The sequence below is a fragment of the Simplicispira lacusdiani genome (assembly GCF_003604195.1).
Classification (GTDB): Bacteria; Pseudomonadota; Gammaproteobacteria; order Burkholderiales; family Burkholderiaceae_C; genus Simplicispira; species Simplicispira lacusdiani.
On record NZ_QXGR01000010.1, the window covers coordinates 61,332 to 82,697 of the forward strand.

At 67.7% G+C, this 21,366-nt stretch carries 19 protein-coding genes; 13 read left to right on the forward strand and 6 right to left on the reverse strand.

Annotated features, from left to right (window positions below; translation table 11 throughout):
* Positions 1-13 precede the first annotated feature (13 nt).
* Complete coding sequence (locus D8S75_RS13995; protein WP_119966971.1) at positions 14-403, reverse strand: type IV pilin protein; 390 nt, start codon at positions 401-403, stop codon at positions 14-16.
* Positions 404-646: 243 nt separating this feature from the next.
* Here D8S75_RS13995 and D8S75_RS14000 point away from each other — a divergent pair, with 243 nt between their 5' ends.
* The 3 genes from D8S75_RS14000 (at position 647) to gph (ending at position 3,735) form a co-directional block, all read left to right on the forward strand.
* On the forward strand, positions 647-1,507 hold the full coding sequence (locus D8S75_RS14000) for a DUF6502 family protein (RefSeq protein ID WP_232829053.1): 861 nt from the start codon (positions 647-649) through the stop codon (positions 1,505-1,507).
* The gene (locus D8S75_RS17880) at positions 1,504-2,973 is read left to right on the forward strand and encodes a DUF5666 domain-containing protein (protein WP_269814001.1); all 1,470 of its coding nucleotides are present in this window, start codon (positions 1,504-1,506) and stop codon (positions 2,971-2,973) included. Before D8S75_RS14000 ends, D8S75_RS17880 begins: the two co-directional genes overlap by 4 nt.
* Positions 2,974-3,042: 69 nt before the next feature.
* Positions 3,043-3,735 carry a phosphoglycolate phosphatase gene (gene gph / locus D8S75_RS14015; protein WP_119967035.1) on the forward strand — a complete coding sequence of 231 codons (693 nt, stop codon included), beginning with the start codon at positions 3,043-3,045 and terminating at the stop codon, positions 3,733-3,735.
* A 31-nt stretch (positions 3,736-3,766) separates the two neighbouring features.
* Here gph and D8S75_RS14020 read toward each other — a convergent pair whose 3' ends face one another.
* The gene (locus D8S75_RS14020) at positions 3,767-5,428 is read right to left on the reverse strand and encodes a methyl-accepting chemotaxis protein (RefSeq protein WP_119966974.1); all 1,662 of its coding nucleotides are present in this window, start codon (positions 5,426-5,428) and stop codon (positions 3,767-3,769) included.
* A 276-nt stretch (positions 5,429-5,704) separates the two neighbouring features.
* Positions 5,705-6,298 (reverse strand): chalcone isomerase family protein, encoded by a 594-nt coding sequence (locus D8S75_RS14025; protein ID WP_119966975.1) that lies wholly within the window; start codon positions 6,296-6,298, stop codon positions 5,705-5,707.
* Positions 6,299-6,648: 350 nt separating this feature from the next.
* Between D8S75_RS14025 and trpE the strand changes: the two genes are divergently transcribed.
* From trpE to D8S75_RS14060, 8 genes are read left to right on the forward strand one after another with little or no spacing between them, the layout of a single operon-like run.
* The gene (trpE, locus tag D8S75_RS14030) at positions 6,649-8,148 is read left to right on the forward strand and encodes an anthranilate synthase component I (RefSeq protein ID WP_119966976.1); all 1,500 of its coding nucleotides are present in this window, start codon (positions 6,649-6,651) and stop codon (positions 8,146-8,148) included.
* A complete protein-coding gene (locus tag D8S75_RS14035; protein WP_119966977.1) occupies positions 8,145-8,477 on the forward strand; it encodes a chorismate mutase in 333 nt (110 codons plus the stop codon). Before trpE ends, D8S75_RS14035 begins: the two co-directional genes overlap by 4 nt.
* Positions 8,474-9,046, forward strand: coding sequence for an aminodeoxychorismate/anthranilate synthase component II (locus tag D8S75_RS14040; RefSeq protein ID WP_119966978.1), 573 nt, complete (start codon positions 8,474-8,476; stop codon positions 9,044-9,046). Before D8S75_RS14035 ends, D8S75_RS14040 begins: the two co-directional genes overlap by 4 nt.
* A complete protein-coding gene (locus D8S75_RS14045) occupies positions 9,043-9,705 on the forward strand; it encodes a LysE family translocator (RefSeq protein WP_119966979.1) in 663 nt (220 codons plus the stop codon). Before D8S75_RS14040 ends, D8S75_RS14045 begins: the two co-directional genes overlap by 4 nt.
* Before the next feature lie 16 nt (positions 9,706-9,721).
* Positions 9,722-10,756, forward strand: a complete 1,035-nt coding sequence (trpD, locus tag D8S75_RS14050) for an anthranilate phosphoribosyltransferase (protein WP_119966980.1) — start codon at positions 9,722-9,724, stop codon at positions 10,754-10,756.
* A gap of 5 nt (positions 10,757-10,761) precedes the next feature.
* Entirely contained in the window at positions 10,762-10,902 is a 141-nt protein-coding gene (locus D8S75_RS17595; RefSeq protein ID WP_198673215.1) for a hypothetical protein, read from the forward strand.
* Positions 10,895-11,695, forward strand: coding sequence for an indole-3-glycerol phosphate synthase TrpC (gene trpC, locus D8S75_RS14055; RefSeq protein ID WP_119966981.1), 801 nt, complete (start codon positions 10,895-10,897; stop codon positions 11,693-11,695). The genes D8S75_RS17595 and trpC overlap by 8 nt, the downstream gene beginning before the upstream one ends.
* Positions 11,696-11,752: 57 nt before the next feature.
* Entirely contained in the window at positions 11,753-12,484 is a 732-nt protein-coding gene (locus D8S75_RS14060) for a uracil-DNA glycosylase (protein ID WP_119967036.1), read from the forward strand.
* 41 nt (positions 12,485-12,525) lie between these two features.
* Here D8S75_RS14060 and queA read toward each other — a convergent pair whose 3' ends face one another.
* Positions 12,526-13,632 carry a tRNA preQ1(34) S-adenosylmethionine ribosyltransferase-isomerase QueA gene (gene queA / locus D8S75_RS14065; protein ID WP_119966982.1) on the reverse strand — a complete coding sequence of 369 codons (1,107 nt, stop codon included), beginning with the start codon at positions 13,630-13,632 and terminating at the stop codon, positions 12,526-12,528.
* 143 nt (positions 13,633-13,775) lie between these two features.
* On the opposite strand from queA, the gene D8S75_RS14070 reads away from it, so the two are divergent.
* Entirely contained in the window at positions 13,776-14,918 is a 1,143-nt protein-coding gene (locus D8S75_RS14070) for a GGDEF domain-containing protein (RefSeq protein WP_119966983.1), read from the forward strand.
* Positions 14,919-15,033: 115 nt separating this feature from the next.
* Here the strand turns inward: D8S75_RS14070 and D8S75_RS14075 are convergent, their stop codons facing one another.
* Positions 15,034-16,317, reverse strand: a complete 1,284-nt coding sequence (locus D8S75_RS14075) for an HD-GYP domain-containing protein (protein ID WP_119966984.1) — start codon at positions 16,315-16,317, stop codon at positions 15,034-15,036.
* Positions 16,318-16,379: 62 nt separating this feature from the next.
* On the opposite strand from D8S75_RS14075, the gene recG reads away from it, so the two are divergent.
* Positions 16,380-18,491, forward strand: coding sequence for an ATP-dependent DNA helicase RecG (recG, locus tag D8S75_RS14080; RefSeq protein ID WP_119966985.1), 2,112 nt, complete (start codon positions 16,380-16,382; stop codon positions 18,489-18,491).
* Here the strand turns inward: recG and D8S75_RS14085 are convergent.
* Positions 18,481-21,261: a bifunctional diguanylate cyclase/phosphodiesterase gene (locus D8S75_RS14085; RefSeq protein WP_119967037.1), complete on the reverse strand. Its 2,781-nt coding sequence runs from the start codon at positions 21,259-21,261 to the stop codon at positions 18,481-18,483. The two genes, recG and D8S75_RS14085, sit on opposite strands and share 11 nt — an antisense overlap.
* Positions 21,262-21,366 lie beyond the last annotated feature (105 nt).

Genomic DNA, 21,366 nt, shown 5'->3' on the forward strand with positions numbered 1-21,366 from the left:
GGCTTTACTCCTGTCACCAGCAGCCGTTGGCTGGTGTCTTGGCTCCGGCATTGTTCAGGGTCATCGTTCCGCACTTGTCCTTGTCTTGGCCGGGTTTTGGCGCGGCCCTGGCGATAAAGGTGGGCGGAGTCACCGCAGGCGCCTCGATGGTGATGGTGTAGTGCGGCCGTACCGACGAGGGGATGTTGACGTTCAGTTCCGCGGTCGATGCCGCGTAGCTGCGCGCATCCAGCAACCGCTGCTGCTGGCGGGTGCCGATATCCATCAGCAGGGATTGCGCTTCCGCGCGGCGGGATTTGCGGACCTGATCCTGGTAGGACGGGTAGGCAATGGCTGCCAGGATGCTGAGCACCGCAACGGTGACCAGCATTTCGATGAGTGTGAAGCCAGCGTAGCGCCGCATTTGGATCCTCCGGAGGTGGGGGGCGATAGGCCTACCACCCTGTTGTTAGGAAATGTATATGGGAAAAAATCACATTTCAATAAAACGCGATCATCATAGCGATGAGCGGCATATTTCAATGGATGAGTGGCATTGTTGAAATTCCGGCATCCGTGTTTGGTTTGTTGCTTTTGTGGCTAAATGAAGCGAAAGAGGGCGTCAAATACGTAAAACCACGCACAATTCCTTTTTTCCCGCTCCCTCATGCACGATCGCCTGTCCTGGACACAATCAGCCATCGCCCGGATACTGCGGCCTGCGGTCCGGTTGGCCTTGGCCATGGGTCTCAAGCACGCGCAACTGGAAGATGTCTTGCGCCAGTTGCTCTTGGAAGAGGCGCGGCATCTCTGGAATGTCAAAGGGGTGGAGCGTCCCAATTTGAGTCAGCTGTCCATGACCACGGGACTGAACCGCAAGGAGGTCACGGCCCGGGTCAGGGAGCCGCGCGATACCTTGCCGAGTACGGAAGGTTCGGCGGTCACCAAGGCCTACACGGCTTGGCTACAGCTGGCAACGGATGACCCGCAGAGACGGCGGCTGCCGATACTGGACAGTGGCGATGGGCCATCCTTCGAGCTGCTGGCTCGCCTGGCGGCACGCGGCGATGTCCATCACCGGGCGGTACTGGAGGAGTTGGTTCGCTTGGGCATGGCCAATGTGCGGGACGAAATGGTGGAGCTGCGTGGAGACTCCTTCATCCCCGTGGACAGTCTGCGCGACATGCTGGCCTTTGTGGGGGACAATGCCCGTGACCATCTCTTGGCAGCGGTGGGCAATACCCTGGGCAGGGAGCCGCGGATGCTTGAGCGCGCGGTCTTCGCTTCTGGTATACCCCTGCAGGAGTGCGAGCGGATTCATCAATTGGCCCGAAAGCACTGGGATGCCGTTCACTACAAGCTGGTGAAGGAAATGACGCAGTCCTACCAGCAGGCGGAAGGTTCTGGTACGGCGCGCATCCGTGTAGGGGTGTATGCGTACTATGAGGATGAGGGTGGGCGTATCGCCATCGCGGATGCGCCATCCCATGGGAGCGAAGAGCAGGCGCTCCGTCAGGAAAGCACATGAAAGTCTGGCTGTATTCCATTTTTCTATCGGTCGTTCTGGGCCTGGCAAGCTGCGGTGGTGGCGGTGAGCCTGCAGGCGTAGGCACGGGGACTGACACCGGGGCGGGAACAGGCACAGATACTGGAACTGGAACTGGAACTGGAACTGGAACTGGAACTGGAACTGGAACTGGAACTGATGGTGGAGCTGGCACAGGCACAGGCACAGGCACAGGCACAGGCACAGGCACAGGCACAGGCACAGGCACAGGCACAGGCACCGATGGAGGAACCGGCACAGGCGCAGGTCCCGATGGGGGCACGGGTGCGGGTTCCGATGGTGGGGCTGGCTCGGGTGCCGGGGACGGTACGGCCAGCGGCCCTTCAGATCCAGGAGGGGTGGGTTCGGGTGGGACCGGAATTTCCGCAGATGCCGCCGGAATTGGTACGGCCGACGGATGGGGCAGCATCATTGTCAATGGTGTGCGTTTCAATACAGACGCTGCACAGGTGGTTGCGGAGGATGTCTCCGGTAGTCTGGAATTGGGGATGACGGTGATCGTCCGTGGCCGAGTGGATGCGGGCTTGCTGACTGGTGTGGCGACCAGCGTCCTGGCCGTGCCTGAATTGCGGGGGACGGTCACGGCGGTGAATGCGGGCGCGGGCTGGTTCGAGTTGCTGGGGGTGCGCGTGTCCGTGGACGACGCGACCCTGTATGCAGGATTAGCCGGGCTTGATGCCCTCAAGACGGGGCAGATCGTCCAAGTGCATGCATTGCCCGAAGGCGCAGGCCGCATGCGTGCCACGCGGGTCCAGTGGATGGCGGCCGCGTCGTCGCAGCGCATGTGGGGCACGGTGCGTGAGCTGAACAGGTCGGCTATGAGCTTCAAGCTCAACGGCATGGCGGTGTCATATGGGCAAGCGGCTTTTGCTGCCGGATGGGCGGCAGCTTCCCTGAATGAAGGGGTGCCGGTCTACGTGATGGGCACCCCGGCAGCAGGGGGCGGTGCATTCGTTGCGTCGGAGATCAGGCGCGGACACGGCCTGCCTGACACCACGGATGCGCCAGTGGCGCTGCTTGGCATCGTGACCGACTTCGCTTCCACCCAGTCGTTCATGCTGCAGGGTGTGCGTGTGAACGCCTCCAATGCGCAGATCACTGGAGGGCCTGCCACGTCGATTGGCAACGGTGTCAAGCTGGAAGTGGCCGGACACATGGTGCAGGGCCAGTTGATGGCCGAGCGTCTGCGCATCCGCCATGTGCCAGGCACGGGTGGCCCCGTGGTGTTCGAGGCGATCGGCCCGGTGGCGCAATTCCAGTCCTTGTCGAACTTCCGTGTCAATGGACAACTGGCCAATGCCAACGGCTCGGACGTGAAGTTCGTTGGCGGAACGGCATCGGGCATGCGCAATGGTGTTCGTGTCCGTGTATCTGGCAGCAAAGTGGTCGATGGCGTGCTGATCGTCACTTTGGTGGAATTCCTCTGACCCCGCAGAATTTTTCGTGGATAAGGCTGGCTCTGGTGATGCGCCGGGCGCGGGCCGCCAATGTTTTGCATGAATATCGCCCTCTATGACGCCGCCATCATCGACCTCGACGGCACCATGGTCGATACGCTGGGCGATTTCGCCGAGGCCCTGGGCCGCATGCTGCGCGACCTGGGGCTCCCGCCCATCGCGCCGCAGCACATCGAGCGCATGGTGGGCAAGGGCTCGGAGCACCTGCTGCGTTCAGTGCTCAATCATGTTCTAGGCCAGAATGGGAAAGCGCCATCAGCTATTGAAATTGAAGCGCTTTATGCCCAGGCCTGGGCCAGCTACCAGCGGCATTACCTGGACATCAACGGGCAGTTCGCCGGGGTTTATCCGGGCGTGGCCGAGGGGCTGCGGGCGCTGCGCGATGCGGGTCTCCGGATGGCCTGCCTGACCAACAAGCCCACGGCCTTTGCCGTGCCGCTGCTGCACGGCAAAGGCCTCGCGTCCTACTTCGAATGCGTGTTCGGGGGCGACGCGTTCGAGCGCAAGAAGCCCGATCCGCTGCCCCTGCGCAAGACCTGCGAGGCGCTTGGCACCCTGCCCGCGCGCACGCTGATGGTGGGGGATTCCAGCAACGATGCCCAGGCGGCGCGGGCGGCGGGTTGCCCCGTGGTGCTGGTGACCTACGGCTATAACCATGGCCAGCCGGTGTCCAGTGTGGACGCCGATGGCTGGGTGGATTCCCTGCGGGACTTGGTGCTCCCGCGCGCCTGAGCGGCGCGGGGCGCGTGTTCCACCGCCCGGTTCAACCGTTGCCGAGCTGGGGCGCCGCCATGGCGGCCTGCAAGGGGCGGGCCTGCCGCGGTGCGGGCACGCCACGCTCGGAGGTGGCGCCGATGCGCGACTTGGCGGCGGCGCTGCTGCCGGTGCCGGTATGGAACACCGACATGGCTTCCACCAGCTGCGCGGCCTGTGTGCGCAGGCTGTCGGCGGCGGCGGCGCTTTCCTCGACCAGGGCGGCGTTCTGCTGCGTGGCCTGGTCCATCTGCGTGATGGCCTCGCCCACCTGCGATACGCCCGTGCTCTGCTCGTTGCTGGCGGCGCTGATCTCGCCCATGATGTCGGTCACGCGGCGGATGGCCTGGACGACTTCCGTCATGGTGGTGCCGGCGCGGTCGACCAGGGCGGAGCCCGCCTCGACACGCTCCACGCTGGCGCCGATCAGCGCCTTGATTTCCTTGGCCGCGTCGGCGCTGCGCCCGGCCAGGCTGCGCACCTCGGAGGCCACCACGGCGAAGCCCCGGCCCTGCTCGCCCGCGCGGGCCGCTTCCACCGCCGCATTGAGCGCCAGGATGTTGGTCTGGAAGGCGATGCCGTCGATCACGGTGATGATGTCGGCGATCTTCTTGCTGCTGTCGTTGATGCCCTTCATGGTCTGCACCACCTGGGCCACCACGTCGCCGCCCTGCGCCGCCACGGTGGAGGCGTTCATGGCGAGCTGGTTGGCCTGGCGGGCGTTGTCGGCGTTCTGGCGAACGGTCGAGCCCAGCTGTTCCATGGAGGCGGAGGTCTGCTCCAGCGCGCTGGCCTGCTGTTCGGTGCGGGCCGAGAGGTCGTTGTTGCCGTGGGCGATCTCGGCGCTGGCGGTGGCCACGCCCTCGGCGCTGCGGCGCACATTGTTCACGATGGCGGCCAGCTTGCCTTGCATGGTGGCCAGGGCGTGCAGCAGCTGGCCCGTCTCGTCCGTGGCCTGGGTGTCGAGCACCTGCGTCAGATCGCCGTCGGCGATCTTTTCCGCGGCCTGCCGGCCCTGCTGCACCGGCGCCACGATGGAGCGCGTGACCAGAGCGGCCAGCAGCGCGCCCAGCACGATGGCCGCGAGCGCGCCCGTGCCCAGCAGCACCTGGCTGGCGCTGGCCATGGCGGTGGTGTCGTTCTGGCTTTCGCGCAGTTGCGTGGCCATGAAGCTGCGCAGCTCGTCCAGCGAGCGCAGGTATTTGTCGGCCAGCGGGCGCAGATCGTTGTCCACCATGGTGGGCACGTTGGGCTCGCCGCCTCGGTGCAGCTCGCGGATCTCGGTGAGCTTGGCGTTGTAGGCGCCACGCGCCGTGGCAATGTCGCCCAGCAGCGCCTTGCCCTTGTCGCTCTGCACCAGTTCCTCGATGCGCTTGGCCTTGGTTTCCGTGGCCGAGGCCGTGGCCTGCGTGTCGGTGGTCAGCTTTTCCATGTAGCCGGGGTCGATGGCCTTGAGGAAGGCCTCGGTGCGCACCCAGTTTAGGCGCACATCCGAGGTCCAGTCGTCCACCAGGGTGCGCTGCTCAATCTCGCGCGTGGCCACGCGTTCGCTGGCTTCCTTGAGCGCGCCGATGCGCCACATGCCGGTGAGTGCGATCAGCGCGGTGATGAGCAGGATGGCGCCAAAGCCCAGGCCCAGGCGGGGACCGACGCGGAGTTTGCTGATATTCATGGTGGATCTCGGGTACGCGGAGAAAGTCGGAAACGGAGGCAGCGGTGCGTCAGGCCGCGGGGTAGGCCGGGGCGGGGTGGCCCGGAGAGCGTGGGCCCGGTTCGTGGCGGGCCAAGGGGTGCATGGTGCCTGTGGAGCGCATGCAGACAAGTGGCAGGGTACTGCAGAGCCGGTGTCGAGGGTACTGCTGGAAAACTCTAATTTCTGTCGGGGAGGCGACAGCCCCGCCTGCGGGCACTCTGCGGCCTTGGGGCAGGGCGATGGCGCGGCGTGGCGTCAAGACTTGCTCTTGCCCAGCAGGGCATCCTTGAGGTTCCAGTCGGCCGGCTTGTTGCCCAGCCAGATGCCCATCAGCGCGCCGAAGAACTCCGGCTCCTTGAAGGGTTCGCCCTGCGGCTTGCCCTTGACGGAAATGACCGTGCCGGTGCCCGGCACCCAGTCGATCGTGAACTGGTCGCCGGCCACCAGCTTCTTGTGCTCGGAGAAGATCTGGCTCATGCGCAGCACGCCGGGAATGAGCTTGGAGAAGGAGGCCTTGTCCATGTTGTCCTCCATGCCGCGCGAGAACAGCTTGCCCAGTTCGCCCGAGTCGATTTCCCGCAGCATGGTGATGGACATGCGCTTGGGGCCGCGCAGCGCCGCGACTTCCTGTTGCGTCTCGGCCGCTTTTTCCAGGTAGAGCCCGGCGGTGTAGACCTTGAACACCGCCTTGTAGCGGACGCCGGCGCCATTGAGCTGGAGCTTGGCGCCGTGCAGATCGATCGATTCGTTGTACTTCACGTCGCCCACGGTGACGGTCTGCGCCAATGCGCTTCCGGCCATCAGCATCGCTGTGATCGCCAGGATGGCTTGTCTGCGAAGGGTGTTCATCCGTACCTCCAAAAATAGAACGATCGTTCGCTTCCTATTGTTGCAAACTGTTTCGAGAAGCGCATCAGGGTTTGCGAGCGGTGACCGGGCGGCGGGGTGCGTCACCCACGCCATCCGGACAGGAAGACGGGCGCATTTGCTACACTTTGGATATGTTCATCCACCGCGTGTTCATCACAGGTCGCAGCGACCGGGGAGCCTGGCCCTGGCGTAAGCCTGTCTGCCTGAACACCTGACGGCACCCGGGACAACCCCGGCGTGCGCCCTCGGCCCCTACGGGGCCCACCCATGAACTGCAGCGCGCCCTCCCTTCTTCGGCCTGCGCGCTGCCCGAGCAGGGAGACTCCCGCGTGATCACCGAACTTGAATTCAAAAGCCTCGCCCGCGAAGGCTACAACCGCATTCCGCTCATGGCGGAAGCCTTCGCCGACCTCGAAACCCCGCTGTCGCTCTACCTGAAGCTGGCCCACAGCAAGGATGGCGGCAAATACAGCTTCCTGCTCGAATCCGTCGTGGGCGGCGAGCGCTTCGGCCGCTACAGCTTCATCGGCCTGCCCGCGCGCACCCTGCTGCGCTCGCGCGGCTTCGGCGCCGAGGCCATCACCGAGGTCGTGACCGACGGCCAGGTGGTGGAAAGCGCACCAGGCAACCCGCTGGACTTCGTGGCCGCCTACCAGAAGCGCTTCAAGGTGGCGCTGCGGCCCGGCCTGCCGCGCTTCTGTGGCGGCCTGGCCGGCTACTTTGGCTACGACGCGGTGCGCCACATCGAGAAGAAGCTGGAAAACTCCTGCCCGCCCGACACCTTGGGCATGCCCGACATCCTGCTGCTGCAGTGCGAGGAACTGGCCGTCATCGACAACCTCTCGGGCAAGCTCTACCTCATCGTCTACGCCGACCCGGCGCGCCCCGAGGCCTACAGCAACGCCAAGAAACGCCTGCGCGAACTGCGCGAGCAGCTCAAGTACTCGGTCAGCGCGCCGCAGGTGCAGGCCTCGCAGGGCTACCCGGCGCAGCGCGACTTCGCCAAGGCAGACTACCTGGCCGCTGTCGAGCGCGCCAAGGAGCTGATCGCCGCCGGCGACTTCATGCAGGTGCAGGTGGGCCAGCGCATCCACAAGCGCTACACCGAGTCGCCGCTGTCGCTGTACCGCGCGCTGCGCTCGCTCAACCCCTCGCCCTACATGTACTACTACCACTTTGGCGACAGCCATGTGGTGGGCGCCAGCCCCGAGATCCTGGTGCGCCAGGAGAGCACGCCCGAGGGCCAGAAGGTCACCATCCGGCCCCTCGCCGGCACGCGCCCGCGCGGCGCCACGCCCGAACTGGACAAGGCGGCCGAGGTGGAACTGGTGAACGACCCGAAGGAACGTGCTGAGCATGTGATGCTCATCGACCTGGCGCGCAACGACATCGGCCGCATCGCCAAGACCGGCAGTGTCAAGGTGACCGAGGCCTTCTGCGTCGAGCGCTACAGCCACGTCATGCACATCGTGAGCAACGTCGAGGGCATCCTCAACGACGGCATGACCAGCATGGACGTGCTCAAGGCCACCTTCCCGGCGGGCACGCTCACCGGCGCGCCCAAGGTGCACGCCATGGAGCTGATCGACCAGTTGGAGCCCACCAAGCGCGGCCTCTACGGCGGCGCCTGCGGCTACCTCAGCTATGCCGGCGACATGGACATGGCCATCGCCATCCGCACCGCCATCGTGAAGGACGGCACGCTCTACGTGCAGGCCGCCGCCGGCGTGGTGGCCGACTCGGTGCCCGAGCTGGAATGGAAGGAAACCGAACACAAGGCGCGCGCGCTGCTGCGCGCCGCCGAACTGGTAGAGGAAGGACTGGAATGACCCGCGCGATCGACAACACACAGCACTGCACCACCATGGAAGACGTGCGCCGCCATATCGACGCGCTCGACGACGTGCTGGTGCCCCTGCTCGTGACGCGCGGCGGCTACATGACGCAGGCCGCGCGCATCAAGAACGACGCCAACCAGGTGCGCGACGAGGAGCGCATCGAGGCCATCGTGGCGCGCGTGCGCGCCCGTGCGGCCCAGGAGGGCGGCCAGCCCGACGTCATCGAGGCCATCTACCGCAGCATGATGGAGGCCTATATCGCCTTCGAACACCGCGAGTTCGCGCGCCTGCGTGCGCCATCGCAAGGGAGCCAGCCATGAAGCTCTTGATGATCGACAACTACGACAGCTTCACCTACAACATCGTCCAGTACTTCGGCGAGCTGGGGGCTGACGTGGAGGTGTTCCGCAACGACGAGATCACCATCGAGGGCGTGGCTGCCCGCGCACCCGACCGCCTGGTGGTCTCGCCAGGCCCCTGCTCGCCGATGGAGGCGGGCATCTCGGTGGCGGCCATCCAGCACTTCGCCGGCAAGCTGCCCATCCTGGGCGTGTGCCTGGGGCACCAGAGCATCGGCGCGGCCTTCGGCGGCAAGATCATCCGCGCGCAGGAGCTGATGCACGGCAAGACCAGCGTCATCACCACTACGCAGAAGGGTGTGTTCGCGGGCCTGCCCGAGAAGTTCACGGTGAACCGCTACCACTCGCTGGCCATTGAGCGCGCGAGCTGCCCCGAGGTGCTGGAGATCACCGCCTGGACCGATGATGGCGAGATCATGGGCGTGCGCCACAAGCAGTTGCCCATCGAGGGCGTGCAGTTCCACCCGGAGAGCATCCTCACCGAGCACGGCCACGCCATGCTGAAGAACTTCCTGGAGCAGCGCGCATGAGCATCGACACCCACCAGCTCCTGATGTTCATCGTCGCCGGCTGGCTGCTCAACCTCACGCCCGGGCCCGATGTGCTCTACATCGTCTCGAACGCGCTGCGTTCCGGCACGCGCGCGGGCATCGTCGCCGGGCTGGGCATCACGGCGGGCTGTTTCGTGCACATCTTTGCCGCCGCCGTGGGCGTGGGCGCGTTGCTGGCCACTTCGGCCACGGCCTTCACCGTGCTCAAGTGGCTGGGCGCGGCCTACCTGCTGTGGATGGGCGTGCGCATGCTGTTCTCACGCGCCGGGGGCGGCAACGGCGCCGCCATTGCCGCCGCGCAGGCGGCCACGCCCGTGGCGGCATCGCTGCGCAGTGTGTTCCTCGGCGGTTTCTGGACCAATGTGCTCAACCCCAAGGTCGCCATCTTCTTCCTGGCCTTCGTGCCGCAGTTCATCGCTCCGGGCACCGAGAACAAGGCACTGGCCTTCGTGCTGCTGGGCGTGCTGTTCAACGTCAACGCCATCCCGGTGAACGTGGGCTGGGCGCTGGCCGCCTCTTGGATGGCGCGCCGTGTCGGCGCCGTGCAAAAGGGCATGCACTGGCTCGACCGCGTGGCGGGCGCCATGTTCATCGGCTTCGGACTCAAGCTGGCCTTCACCGACCAGCCCAGCGCTTAACAGGAGACTTACCGCCATGTCCATCACCCCCCAGGAAGCGCTGCAGCGCACCATCGAGCACCGCGAGATCTTCCACGACGAGATGCTGCACCTCATGCGCATGATCATGGGCGGCGAGCTCTCGCCCGTGATGACCGCGGCCATCGTCACCGGCCTGCGCGTGAAGAAGGAAACCATCGGCGAGATCACCGCCGCCGCGCAGGTGATGCGCGAGTTCTCCACCAAGGTGCACGTGGCGGACCGCACGCACATGGTCGACATCGTGGGCACGGGCGGCGACGGCGCCAACACCTTCAACATCTCCACCTGCGCCACCTTCGTGGCGTCGGCGGCGGGCGCCAAGGTCAGCAAGCATGGCGGGCGCAGTGTGTCCAGCAAGAGCGGCAGCGCGGATGCCATGGAGGCGCTGGGCGTGCACATCAACCTCAAGCCCGAGCAGATCGCGCAGTGCATCGCCGAGATCGGCATCGGCTTCATGTTCGCGCCCAACCACCACCCCGCCATGAAGAACGTGGCGCCGGTGCGCAAGGAGCTGGGCGTGCGCACCATCTTCAACATCCTCGGGCCGCTCACCAACCCGGCCGGCGCGCCCAACATCCTCATGGGCGTGTTCCACCCCGACCTCGTCGGCATCCAGGTGCGCGCGCTGCAGCGCCTGGGCGCCGAGCATGCGCTGGTGGTGTACGGCCGCGATGGCATGGACGAGGTGAGCCTGGGCGCCGCCACGCTGGTCGGCGAGCTCAAGAACGGCGAGATCACCGAGTACGAAATCCACCCCGAGGACTTCGGCCTGCAGATGGCCAGCAACCGCGCGCTCAAGGTGGAAACGCCCGAGCAGTCGCGCGACATGCTGCTGGGCGTGCTGGCGGGCGATGCAGGTTCCGCGCGCGAAATCGTGTGCCTCAACGCCGGGGTGGCGCTGTACGCCGCCAACGTGGCGCCGACCATGGCAGAGGGCATTGCCCAGGCCCGCGCTGCCATCGACTCGGGCGCGGCAAAAGCCAAGCTCGATCAGCTCGTCACGCGCACGCACGCGCTGGCGGTGGCCTGAGCGCCATGTGGCAAGACCCCGGCCTGTGGATCGCGCTGGGCATCTCGGCGCTGTTCATCGTGGTGGGCTTCGCCATGCACCGCGTGTTCGTCAAGATTCTGAAACAGCCCCCTGCAGGGGCCGACAAGGCAGCTCCCCATGAGTGATATCCTCAACAAAATCGTCGCCGTCAAGCACGAAGAAGTGGCCGCCGCGCAAAAGCGCCTGCCCCTGGCCACCATCCGCCAGGACGCCGAGAGCCGCGTGCTCACGCGCGACTTCGAGGGCGCGTTGCGCGCGAAGATCGCCCAGGGCCAGGCGGCCGTGATCGCCGAGATCAAGAAGGCCAGCCCGAGCAAGGGCGTGATCCGCGCCGACTTCATTCCCGCCGACATCGCCCAGAGCTACGCAGAGGGCGATGGCACGGTCAGCGCGGCCTGCCTCTCGGTGCTGACGGACAAGCAGTTCTTCCAGGGCAGCGTGGACTACCTCAAGCAGGCGCGCGCGAGTTGCCAGCTCCCGGTGCTGCGCAAGGACTTCCTCGTGGACGCCTACCAAGTGTACGAGGCCCGCGCCATGGGCGCCGACGCCATCCTGCTGATTGCCGCCTGCCTCGACGATGCCCAGATGCAGGATTTCGAGGCCATCGCGCGCGGCCTGGACATGGCCGTGCTGGTGGAGGTGCACGACCGCGCCGAGCTGGAGCGGGCGCTCAAGCTCAAGACGCCGCTGGTCGGCATCAACAACCGCAACCTGCGCACGTTCGAGGTCACGCTGGACACCACGCTGGGCATGCTCAAGGACGTGCCGTCCGACCGCCTGCTGGTCACCGAGTCGGGCATCCTGAAGCCGGCGGACGTGAAGACCATGCGCGACGCTGGCGTGCATGCCTTCCTGGTGGGCGAGGCCTTCATGCGCGCCCCCGAGCCGGGCCTGGAACTGGCCAAGCTGTTTGCTTGATCTTCAAATTGATAGCTGCTCGCGCTTGCTGGATAAGCGCTGGAGGCCGTTTTGACCATGAATGTTCCGCAGAACGCCCCCACGCAGTTGCAGAGTGCTGACCCGGCCGCCTGGCCCGTGGCGCCGGATTGGCAGCCGCTGGTGCAAGACTTCTTTGCCAGCGCGGCCGGCCGCAAGCTGTTGGGCTTTCTGCAGGCGCGGCTCGACGCTGGCGCCACCATCTTTCCGCCGCGCCCGCTGCGCGCGCTGGAGCTCACGCCGCCCGAGGAGGCGCGCGTGGTCATCCTGGGGCAGGACCCGTACCACGGCCGGGGCCAGGCCGAAGGGCTGGCGTTTTCGGTGGCGCCGGGCGTGCCGCTGCCGCCCTCGCTGCGCAACATCTTCAAGGAGCTGCAGCGCGACCTGGGCACGCCGCCGCCCGCCTTCCCGCAGCCCGGCGGCAGCCTGGTGAAGTGGGCGATGAATGGCGTGCTGCTGCTCAACACCACGCTCACCGTGGAGGAGGGCCAGCCCGCCAGCCACGCCGGCCAGGGCTGGGAGCTGCTCACCGACGCCGTCATCCGCCACGTGGCCGAGGGGCCGCGCCCGGTGGTCTTCATGCTCTGGGGCTCGCACGCGCAAAGCAAGCGCGCCGTCATTCCCCGCGACCGTGGGCACCTGGTGCTCACGGCCAACCACCCCTCGCCGCTGTCGGCCCTGCGCCCGCCGGTGCCGTTCATCGGCTGCGGGCATTTCGGGCAGGCGCGGGCCTTCCGGCAGGCGCACGAGGCGCCGAATGCTATTGAATAGATAGCTGCCGGCGTTTGCATGGCAAGCGCTGGAGGCCTTTTTTACTTCAAATCCTGGCGTTCCAGCAGCATGGCATCGCCATAGCTGAAGAAGCGGTAGCCCTGCGCGATCGCGTGGCGGTACAGCGCCATCACCTGGTCGTAACCAGCCAGGGCGCTCACCAGCATCATCAGCGTGCTCTTGGGCAGGTGAAAGTTGGTCAGCAGCAGGTCCACCACCTGGAATTGGAAACCGGGCGTGATGAAGATATTGGTGTCGCCGCTGGCCTGGCCCGAGCGCGCCCAGGATTCGAGCGTGCGCACCGTCGTCGTGCCCACGGCCACCACCCGGCCGCCGCGCTGGCGGCAGCGCTCCAGGGCGGCGAGCGTGGCCAGGGGCACCTCGTACCACTCGCTGTGCATCTGATGCTCGGCCAGGTTCTCGGTTTTCACCGGCTGGAAGGTGCCCGCGCCCACGTGCAGCGTGACGCTGGCGCGCTCGATGCCGCGTGCCGCCAGGTCGGCCAGCACGCCCTCGTCGAAGTGCAGCGCCGCCGTGGGCGCGGCCACGGCGCCGGGCGCGCGGGCGAACACCGTCTGGTAGCGCTGGCTGTCCTGGGCCGCGTCGGGGTCGTTGCCGGTCGCCTGCTGGCGCTCGATGTAGGGCGGCAGTGGCAGGTGGCCGTGGCGCTCCATCAGCTCCCAGGGGCTCTCGCCGGCCGGGCCGTGCAGCGCGAAGCGGAACAGCGGGCCGTCCTCGCCCGGCCAGCGGCCCAGCAAGGTGGCGTCGAAGCCGCCGGCCTGGCGGCCTCCGGCCATGTGCACGGTGCTGCCGCTCTGCGGCTTCTTGCTGACCTTCATGTGCGCCACCACCTCGTGGCCGGTGAGCACGCGCTCGATCAGCAGTTCGAGCTTGCCGCCGCTGGCCTTCTCGCCAAAGATGCGCGCCTTGACGACGCGGGTGTCGTTGAACACCAGCAGGTCGCCCGCGCGCAGCTGCGCGGGCAGTTCACGAAAGATGCGGTCGGTGGGCGGGAGCTGGCGGCCGTCGAGCAGGCGCGAGGCGCTGCGTTCGGGGGCGGGGTGCTGGGCGATGAGTTCGGGGGGCAGCGCGAAGTCGAAGTCGCTGAGGGTGAAGGCGCGCGGCGCGCTGGCGGAAGATGCGGTCATGGGGGCTTGAGGGCCGGACGGGCCCGTTCCAAGAAAGCGGTGGCAAAGGGCGTGATTGTGGCAAAAACCCGGCAGCGAGGGAGCGCAAAGGGCCTTATGCTGTGTAACCCGCTGTTGCAGTCGTTACTCTTGAGCCGACCCCTATGGATACCTTTGTTTGGGATCAATTCTTCAACACCGGCCTGCCCGAGGTCGATGCGCAGCACCATGGGCTGATCGACGCCTTCAATGATCTCAGCGACGCGCTGCAGCGCAGCAACGCGGGCGATGGCGCGGGCCTGGCCGAGTCCTTCGAGCGCATGGTGAACTTCGCCGAGTTCCATTTCGCCGAGGAAGAGCTGCTGATGCACAACCAGGGCGTGGACCCCCGGCATGTGCACGCGCACACCGCGCTGCACCGGCAGTTCATCGAGCAGGTGGCCGCCATGTGGCGCTCCCGGGAGGCTTTGCAGGACCCGGCGCAGAGTTTCGTCGGCTTTCTCACCTCGTGGCTGGGGTTGCACATCCTGGGCATCGACCAGTCGCTGGCCCGCCAGGTGGCCTGCCTGGCGCGGGGCATGACGGCGCAGGAGGCCTACGCGCAGGAAATCGCGGTGCACGACGAGGGCACCCAGGCGCTGATCCGCATGGTGGGGCGGCTCTACCAGGTGCTGTCGCAGCAGAACACCGAGCTGGCGCAGGCCAACCTGCACCTGGAGGAGCGCGTGCGGCAGCGCACGCAGGAGCTGGCCCAGGCGAACGAGGAGCTCCAGCAAGCCTATGCCCTGCTGGAGGTGCATTCGCGCACCGATGGCCTGATGCAGATCGCCAACCGGTCCTGCTTCGACGACCGGCTGGCGCAGGCCTGCGCCAGTGCCTTCCGGCACGAGCGGCCGCTGGGCCTGCTGATGGTCGACGTGGACCATTTCAAGCGCTACAACGACACCCATGGCCATCTGGCGGGCGATGCCTGTCTGCAGGCCGTGGCCCGGGCCGTGGCGCTGGCCCTGCCCCGCGCCACCGACCTGGTGGCCCGCTATGGCGGCGAGGAGCTGGCCATCATCCTGCCCGACACCGACGTGGGGGGGACGTGCACCGTGGCCCGGCGCGTGGTGGAGGCCGTGCAGGCCCTGGCGCTGCCGCACGGCAGTTCGGGGGTGGCGGCGCATGTCACGGTCAGTGTCGGCGCGGTGGCCCGGGTGCCCAATGGCAAGGACGCGGCCCCCCGCCTGCTGGCCGAGGCCGATGCGGCGCTCTACCAGGCCAAGTCGGACGGGCGCAACCGCTGGCAGATGTCGGCGAGCTGAGAGGACGCAACAACCCTTGGGGCGCTCCCGGCGCGGAGGCGTGGGCCTTGTGCGCTGGCCGCAGGCTGGATCACGCCGGGGAGCGCGCAGCGCCAGAAAACCGCGCGAGGCCCGTCTACCAGGGCTGCCCCGGCATGCCCGTCCACAGCTCGCTGAGGTCCGGGAAGCGCCAGCGGTCGGGGTCTTCGCGGGCCACGATCTTTTCGTGGCAGCCCGGAGCGGCCAGGTCCACCACCTCGGGCGGAATGCGCATGTCGGACTTGGTGGAGAAGAACACCTTCACGCGCGGCGTGACCAGCGACTTCGGCGCCTGCTCCATCACCACGCCGATGCGGCCGGAGGTCAGCCGCACCAGCGAGCCCACGGGGTAGATGCCGATGCTCTTGACGAAGGCCTGGAACAGGCGCGGGTCGAAATGGTCGTTGGTCCACTCGGCCATGCGGCGGATGGATTCGGACGGGTCCCAGCCGCGTTTGTAGGGGCGGTTGGAGGTGATGGCGTCGTAGACGTCACAGATCGCGGTCATCTTGGCGATCAGGCTGATCTTGTCGCCCGGCAGCTTGCCGGGGTAGCCCGTGCCGTCCACCTTCTCATGGTGGTGCAGGCAGGCGTCGAGCACGGCGGCCTCCACGCCGCCGCCCTCCTTGAGCATGTTGTAGCCCTCGACCGGGTGGCTGCGCACCACGGCGAACTCCTCGTCGGTGAGCTTGCCGGGCTTGTTGAGCACCTCCAGCGGAATGGCCGCCTTGCCCAGGTCGTGCAGCAGCCCGGCCATGCCGGCGCTGCGCGTGTGGGCCTCGCTCAGGCCGATCTGGCGGGCCAGCGCCACCATCAGCGCGCACACGGCCACCGAATGCATGTAGGTGTAGTCGTCGGCGGTCTTCAGGCGCGCCAGGCTGATCAGGGCGCCGGGGTTGCGCATCACCGAATTCGAGATCTCTTCCACCAGGCTGGAGGCGTTTTCCGCGTCCACGGCCTTGCCCATGCGGGCCTCGTTGAACATCGAGACCACGGCCTCCTTGGCCTGGCCGCAGATCGAGGCCGCCCGGCGCAGCTCGCTCTGCATACTGGTGGGCTGCCGGTCGTCGGCGGGCGGTGCCGGGGGCGGCGCGGGCGGCGCCACCACCACGGGCGGCAGGGCGTCGAGGCGGCTGAAGTCGGTGTCGATGCGGGCATCGACCTCCTCGCGCGTCAGCGACGCGGTGCCGGCGGCGACATCCTTGCCGCGCGAGATATCGATCCAGACCTCGTGGATGGCGGTGGCGTGGATCAGCTCCAGGTCGTGCGGATCGTCGAGCACGAACTTGGTGCGCCAGAACGGGTGTTCCATCCACGAGCCACAGAATTCATGCAGGTACATGCCCAAGGTGAGGTGCTTCACGTCGATGCGTTTGAGCATGGTGCGTATCCAGAGAGAAACAACGTAACAATCGGCAACCATGTTAGCCTTTTCCGCCAACGATGGCTGACAAACTCCGGAAGACCCCCGCACCACCCAGCGCCGCCCAGAAGGCCTTGCACAAGCTCGGGCTGGTGCGCGACATCGACCTGGCGCTGCACCTGCCGCTGCGCTACGAGGACGAGACCCGCATCACCCCGCTGCGCAACGCGCGCGACGGCGAGGTGGCGCAGATCGAGGCCACGGTCACGGCCAGCGAGGTGCAGCTGCGCCCGCGCCGCATGCTCAAGGTGGTGGTGGACGACGGCACGGGCACCTGCGAGCTGACGTTCTTCAGCTTCTACCCCTCGCACCAGAAAACCCTGGCCGTGGGCGCGCGCCTGCGCATCCGGGGCGAGGTCAAGGGCGGCTTCTGGGGGCGTCAGATGCTGCACCCGCAGTTTCGCGTGGCGGGGGGCGAGCTGCCCGCCGCGCTCACCCCCGTCTACCCCACCACTGCCGGCCTGGCCCAGCCCTACCTGCGCCGCGCCGTGGTGAGCGCCCTGCAGCGCGCCGACCTGTCCGAGACGCTGCCGCCCGGCCTGGAGCCGCCCGTGGGCCGGTTCATGGGTAAAAATGGCGTGCAAGGCGCATTCAGCCTGCGCGAGGCGCTCACTTTTTTGCACCATCCCGCGCCCGATGTGGCGCTGGCCACGCTGGAGGACCACAGCCACCCGGCGTGGCAGCGCCTCAAGGCCGAGGAGCTGCTGGCGCAGCAGCTGTCGCAGCAGCAGTCGCGCCGCGCGCGCGACCGCCTGCGCGCGCCCGTGCTGCGCGCGCGGCACGGGGAGGCCGTGCCGCTGCACGAGCAGCTGCTGGCCGTGCTGCCCTTCGGCCTCACGGCGGCCCAGCGGCGCGTGGGCGAGGAAATCGCCGCCGACTTGGGCCGGCCCGTGCCCATGCACCGCCTGCTGCAGGGCGACGTGGGCTCGGGCAAGACCGTGGTGTCGGCCCTGGCGGCCTGCCTGGCCATGGACGCGGGCTGGCAGTGCGCGCTGATGGCGCCCACCGAGATCCTGGCCGGGCAGCATTTCGCCAAGATGGTGGGCTGGCTGGAGCCGCTGCTGGCCGCCCGTGGCCGCCGCGTGGCCTGGCTGGCGGGCGGGCAGAAGAAGAAGGAACGCGCCGCCATGCTGGCGCTGGTGGAGAGCGGCGAGGCGGCGCTGGTGGTGGGCACGCACGCCGTCATCCAGGAGCAGGTGCGGTTCAAGAACCTGGCGCTGGCCATCGTCGACGAGCAGCACCGCTTCGGCGTGGCGCAGCGCCTGGAACTGCGCCGCAAGCTGGAGGCGCACGGCATGGAGCCGCACATGCTGATGATGAGCGCCACACCCATCCCGCGCACGCTGGCCATGAGCTACTACGCCGACCTCGATGTGTCGGTCATCGACGAGCTGCCACCGGGGCGCACGCCCATCGTCACCCGGCTCATCGCCGACAGCCGCAAGGACGAGGTGATAGCGCGCATCGGCGCCCAGGTGGCGGCCGGGCGCCAGGTGTACTGGGTGTGCCCGCTGATCGAGGAGAGCGAGGCGCTGGACCTCTCCAACGCCACGGCCACGCACCAGGAGCTGAGCGAGGCCCTGCCCGGCGTGATGGTGGGCCTGCTGCATTCGCGCATGCCCGCCGCCGAGAAGAAGGCGGTGATGGCGTTGTTCAGTGCCGGCCAGATGGGCGTGCTGGTCAGCACCACGGTGATCGAGGTGGGCGTGGACGTGCCTAATGCCTCGCTCATGGTCATCGAGCACGCCGAGCGCTTCGGCCTGTCGCAGCTGCACCAGCTGCGCGGCCGCGTAGGGCGCGGCGCGGCGGCCTCGGCCTGCGTGCTGCTCTACGCCACCAACGACAGCGGCCGCGTGGGCGAGACGGCGAAGGAGCGCCTGCGCGCCATGCAGGAGACCAACGACGGCTTCGAGATCGCGCGGCGCGACCTGGAGATCCGCGGGCCGGGCGAATTCCTCGGCGCGCGCCAGTCGGGCGACGCGCTGCTGCGCTTCGCCGACCTGGCCACCGACACGCATCTGCTCGAATGGGCGCGCGCCACCGCGCCGCTGATGCTCGACCGCCACCCACAATGGGCCGAGCGCCATGTGGCGCGCTGGCTCGGCGGGCGGTCGGATTACCTCAAGGCGTAGCGCTGCTCTGGTCGGCGGGCGCCGGCGCGGACAGGTGCGCCGCCTCCCAGTCCTCGATGGGCACGGGACGGCCCAGCAGGTAGCCCTGGCAGAACTGGCAGCCATGCTGGACGAGGAAGGCGCGGTGCGCCGCCGTCTCCACGCCCTCGGCGACGATCTCCAGCCCCAGCGCGTCGCTCATCACCAGGATGGCGCGCACGATGGCGTTGCTGGTGTTGTCGGTGAGCATGTCGCGGATGAACGACTGGTCGATCTTGAGCTGGTCGAACGGCAGGCGCTTGAGGTAGGACAGCGAGGAGTAGCCCGTGCCGAAATCGTCCAGCGCGAAGCGGATGCCCAGCTCGCGCAGCTGGTGCATGCGCTGGATGGTGGTCTCGATGTCGCCCAGGATGACGCTCTCGGTCAGCTCCAGCTTCAGCCTGCCCGCGTCGAGGCGGTGGCGCTCCAGCGCGGTGCGCACCTGGGCCGCGAAATCGGCCTGGTGGAACTGCCGCGCGCTCACGTTGATGGCCAGGGTCAGGTGGCGCGTGGCGCTCTCGCGCTGCCACCGGGCGAGCTGCCGGCAGGCGGTGTCGAGCACCCACTGGCCCATGGGCACGATCAGGCCGGTTTCCTCGGCCAGCGGAATGAAGTCGGCCGGGGAGACCACCTTGCCGTCGGCGCCGATCCAGCGGATCAGCGCCTCGGCGCCCACCACGGCGCCGCGCTGGTCCACCTGCACCTGGTAGAACAGCCGGAAGGCCTGGACCTCGATCGCGTCGCGCAGCGCCATTTCCAGGGCGGCGCGGGCATCGACGGCGGCCTGCATGGGAGCGTCGAAGAACAGCAGGGCATTGCCGCCCTCGTCCTTGGCGCGGTAGAGCGCCACCTCGGCCTGCTTGAGCAGGTTGTCGGGCGTGGGCATGCCGGCGCAGAAAAGGGCGATGCCCATGCTGGTGGTGGCGTAGAGCCGTTTGGCGTCCCCGAGATCGTAGGGGGCGGCGAGGGACTGGTGCACGTTCCGGGCGATGTCCTGGGCCAGGTCGGAGGGGCCGCCAATGTCCGGCACGATGATGCCGAAGGTGTTGCTGCCCAGGCGCGCCACGGTATCGGCCGTGCCGGTGCAGCCCTGGATGCGCCGCGCCATCTCGCGCAGCAGCCAGTCGCCCGTGGCGTGTCCGCGCGTGTCGTTGATCTGCTTGAAGCGGTCGATGTCGATCAGCAGCAGCAGGCCCTGCGCGGTGCCCTGCGCGCTGGCCTCGACGGCCTGCCGCAGGTGCTCGCGCAGCAGGGCGCGGTTGGGCAGGCCGGTCAGCGCGTCGTAGTAGGCCAGCTGGTGGACCAGCGCCTCCGACTGCTTGCGCTGCGTGATGTCCTCCTTGGTGGAGACATAGTGCGTGACCTGGCCGTCCTCGTCGAGGATGGGGGCGATGGTCGCCATCTCCACGTAGGTGCTGCCGTCCTTGCGGGTGTTGACCAGCTCGCCGCGCCACGGCTGCCCGGATTTGAGGGCGGACCACAGGGCCGCGTAGGTGGCGGGCGGGGTGAGGCCTCGGTTCAGGATGCGCGGGTTCTGCCCCAGCACCTCGTCGCGCGCATAGCCGGTGGAGCGCACGAAGGCGTCGTTCACGTACTCGATGCGGGCCTCGGTGTCGGTGATGATGATGGCCTCGGGGCTCTGCTCCACGGCGGTGGACAGGCGGCGCAGGTCGGCATCGCGCTTCTGCAGTTCGCTGGCCATGTGGTTGATGCCCAGCTCCACCGCATGGAGTTCGCGCACGCGCGAGAACTTCCGGATGCGGGTCTGCAGCCGGCCCGCCGCCACCTTGTCGAGCGCCGCGCCGATCTGGCCGGTCCAGGACTCGATCAGGCCGTAGATGTAGAAGCGCGCGGTCAGCGCCGACACCAGGGCGATACCGGCCATCAGCAGGATGCGCCACCAGAAACCCTGGTCGATGCGCGCCACCGTGCGGTCCAGCGGCGCGCCGATGGCCACCAGCAGCGGCGTCTTGGAAAAGCGCGGCGCCCCGATGCCATACATGCGGCGGTTGCCGTCCAGGCCTTCGAGTTCGCTCAGGCGCCGGCCTTCCTTGAGCGCCCGCAGGAACGGGGCGGCGCCTGCCGGCTCCTGGTCCGCCTGGGACGGCCGGCCGGCCGCCGGGTGGTAGGAAAGCACCGTGCCGGTGTCGCTCAGCAGAAAGGCGTTCCAGCCCTCGGGCAGCTTGAATTCGGCGATCAGCTTGTCGAACCAGCCCAGCTGGATCGAGGCGAACAGCACGGCCTTGAGCTGGCCCTGGCCGTCGCGCACCGGGTAGCCGAACACCATGCCCGGCTTGCCCGAGATCCGTCCGAGCAGGAATTCGCCGGAGGTGATGCCGTCGCTGGCCAGCGCATCCTGGAACCACACGCGGTCGGCGACCGAGATCCGCCCGCTGTTGGGGCTGGCGCTGCAAAAGACCGTGCCGTCGGGCAGGACGGCGCCGAGGTTGGCGAAGTCCTCCATCGATTGCAGCAGGCGCTGGGCCAGGCCCGAGCAGTCCTGGGGGTCGAGCGACTGCAGGTTGTCGGCCCGGGCCATGATGCGGAAGGTCTGCTGCATGCTGCGCAGGGCCGCGTCCTCGGTCAGCCGGGCCGCGGTCAGCATGCGCGAAACCTCGGATTCGAGGGCCGTGATGGCATCCTGGCGCCGCTCCCTGTAGTCGAAGAACGACATCAGGAACACAGGAAGGCAGGCCATGCCGATGACCACCCACAGGCGCAGGTGCAGGGATCGGGTGGTTCGGAGCAGCATGATGCCGTGCATCATAGAAGACGCAGGCTGGCCGTGCCCCCGGAAGCCGGATTTCGGGACGCGCGTAGCCCCCCGCCCGTGGCGGGATTCCATGCCGAGGGTGGC